Source organism: Phycicoccus sp. Soil803, assembly GCF_001429685.1.
Lineage (GTDB): Bacteria > Actinomycetota > Actinomycetes > Actinomycetales > Dermatophilaceae > Pedococcus.
The window spans coordinates 2,181,943-2,184,752 of sequence record NZ_LMST01000001.1 but is presented as its reverse complement, the minus strand read 5'-3'; the positions used below and the strand labels follow the sequence as shown (position 1 = coordinate 2,184,752).

Sequence of the window (2,810 nt, the reverse complement as noted above, 5' to 3'; positions counted from 1 at the left end):
GCGATCGCCTCCAGCGAGAACCTGCCAGGGGCCCGGATTGGCTGCGTCTCGTTGCACGATGAAACTCTGCGTCAACGTCATGAAGCCTCCACCCTCGGTGACCGTGCGATCTGCCTGATTGTGCACTCGCTGGAATGAGAGCACCAGAGACCATCGGTGGAGCCGTCGCCCCACCGGGTTCCTCAACCCACCGGCCCCGGCCCGTGACGCTCGCGCAGTGGGAGCGCCGCGCGCTTTGGGCAATCACGAGCGCCGGCCAGTAGCGAAGACCCGCACGTCGAGATGCTCGGCGGCCACGCGCTGCAAGCGCACCCTACGGCTCTACGGAGCGTGGGCGCGTCACACCGCCGCGAGCTGGCCGGCCATACGCACTCACATGCCGTTGACAGGGCTTCAGGTTCCGTGACGAACGATCCCCTTCACCACGTCATTGGGGTGCGGCCGCGGACGAACGACGGCATCATGAGAGTGGCTCGCTCCGAACCGGGGGCAGAGACGTTCTAAGGGTCATCAGTCGTGCGCAGACACCGGACCAGCAGTGCGGGAACCCTCATGCTGCTCGCGGCGGTCGCCGGCTGTGCCGGTAGCCCGCAATCTCCGTCCCCCCCGACCTCGAACAGCGGCCGTTCGACTGAATCCGCGACGGCAATCGCAACAGGAAGCCCAGAACACCCAATCGGGGTCATCGCCGTCGGTCACTCCGGCATGACCGGGTACATGTCGGATCCGAAGAGCCCCGGAACCGACACGGAAGCCAACTCCTGGGCGACAGGAACCAACCCGGCCGTGCACAGCATCTACCAGCGCTTGGTTGCGGCGAGGCCGGAGACGGCCGGCCACGTGGCCAACGCTGCCAGTGACGGCGCAGAGTCCGACCGCCTGCCCGACCAGGTCACCGAGGGACTTACCCGGGTGCCCTATCCGGCGCTGCTCATCGTGCAGATCGTGGGCACCGACCTCCGATGCGACGGAACCGATCCGCAGCACTATCCCGAGTTCCGTGACAACGTGACGAAGGCTGTGCACACGGTCCTGAAGGCCTCGCCGAACGCCACCGTGGTCCTGATCGGCGATCCAGGACGACCCGCGAGCTACGCCAAAGTCATCGCGGCCCAACCCACCACTCCCAAGGACTTCATCGCCAACCGGCCCTGCTTCCTCTTCTCCGCAAACAAGACAATCAACCACGTCGAAGTCGCCCGCGTAACCACTCTGTTGGCGGCATACGAGGCGCAGCAGGCCAGGGCATGCCAAGGACTACGACAGTGTCACACCGATGGTGGTGCAGCCGCCCGGATGGAACTTGGGATTGGCGAGTACAGCGAAGACTTCCTGCACCCCTCGATCAGCGGGCACGCCCATACTGCCGCCGCCGAATGGCCCGTCGTTGCCTCTGCGCTTGGCCTGGGCTGACTGGTCGGCTCGGAGACGAAACCGACATGTCAGTCGCGATCCGGCCGCGTCCTTCCGCCGCGAGTCGGATCGCCGCGACGTCCGCTCATGCCGATGAGCGGTCGTGTCACTTCGGCTCGCCCAGATTGACGCATCTTTGTATCGGGGCTGCCGCGTGGCGGAAACGGTTCCTAGGCAGCGGGGACGTTCCTGGGCATCAGAACCAGCCGTACCCCGGTCACCAGCAGCCACACGAGCCAGGCGGCGTAGCCGAGCAGCCCCACGAACAGGATCGGCGAGCCGTCAGCGATCGCGAGGTTGGCCACCCCGACGGCGATCAGCAGGCCTCCCCCGGCCACGCCGAGCACACGCTGCCACGGCGCCGCCAGCCGACTCGCATGCGCCGCTTGCGCAGCGCCGATGAAGGTGGTGCCGAGCGCCAACAGCGCCAGAGCGAATGCTCCTGCATGCAGCTGCCAGACGAGCTGGAACAGCGGGCTCGGCTCGGCGAGCTCGCGGGCGGACAATACGACTCCGTTCCACAGAACGGCGTAGAGCGCGAAGACCGCCGCGGTAGTCGCGCCCGCGGCCACCGCGAGGCGCGACCAGTCGGCGCCCGCACCCCCGCGACGCTCGACCAGCCCGTGGAGACCGCTCAGGAACACGAGCAGCAGCGGCAGGTTCAGCGCCTCTGAGCCGACCGCGATCGCGACCACGTCCCGGTTCTGCTGGTGCCAGGCGAGCACCTCCTTGATCGGGTCCCCGTAGCCGGGCGCTCCGGCCCAACCAAACATCACGGTTTGGATGACCAACGAAGCTACCAACGCGATCGCCGCCGCGCCCACGACCCGCTCCCCGAACGCAGGGGTCGGGATCGGCCCCCTCGTTGCCACTGCCGCGCTCGCAGGCACATGCTGGGACTCCACAGCTTTGCCGATTTTGTGCGGCGATCTCATCTCTTACTCCTTCGGGCCGTCAGCGCAACCTTGTTCACGGCCACAGCATGCTCTTGTGTAGCCGCGATCAACATCGGGGATTACCCCGATCCACGCCCTGGCCTACCCAGTCGCTGTTGTGGCGCTACCAAAGGCTGACTCGGGAAACGCACTCATCTGCCGCAGTCCGGGTGGTGCGTCATTCCACCGCGAGATGACCACAGGCAGGAGCCGATCTATGAGCCGCCCGCGTGATTGGTCGAATGTGCCTCTCCCCTTGAGAGTTCGGCTCGCCACCAAGCGCCGCCCTCGATCCGCTCGACCCGGCGCAGGATGAGGTCGCCGTGGGCAAAGTCCTCCAGCTCTACACGGGACAGCGGCCACGGCGGTCCCTTCACCTCGGACCCTTCGTCCCGGGTGGTCGCAAGGACCAGCAGCGTGCCTTCTGGTGCCACTAGCGAGCCGATCTTCTGCGCAGCTTCC

The 2,810-nt window shown here is 66.8% G+C and carries 3 protein-coding genes; 1 reads left to right on the top strand and 2 read right to left on the bottom strand.

Annotated features, from left to right (window positions below):
• The first annotated feature begins 717 nt into the window (after window positions 1-717).
• The gene (locus tag ASG95_RS09970; RefSeq protein ID WP_157581915.1) at window positions 718-1,413 is read left to right on the top strand and encodes a hypothetical protein; all 696 of its coding nucleotides are present in this window, start codon (window positions 718-720) and stop codon (window positions 1,411-1,413) included.
• A 170-nt stretch (window positions 1,414-1,583) separates the two neighbouring features.
• Here the strand turns inward: ASG95_RS09970 and ASG95_RS09965 are convergent, their stop codons facing one another.
• Both ASG95_RS09965 and ASG95_RS22035 read right to left on the bottom strand, forming a co-directional pair.
• Window positions 1,584-2,285 (bottom strand): DUF4386 family protein, encoded by a 702-nt coding sequence (locus ASG95_RS09965; RefSeq protein WP_057378845.1) that lies wholly within the window; start codon window positions 2,283-2,285, stop codon window positions 1,584-1,586.
• Window positions 2,286-2,563: 278 nt separating this feature from the next.
• Window positions 2,564-2,810: hypothetical protein (locus ASG95_RS22035; protein ID WP_369820374.1), on the bottom strand; the 247-nt coding region annotated here is incomplete at its 5' end.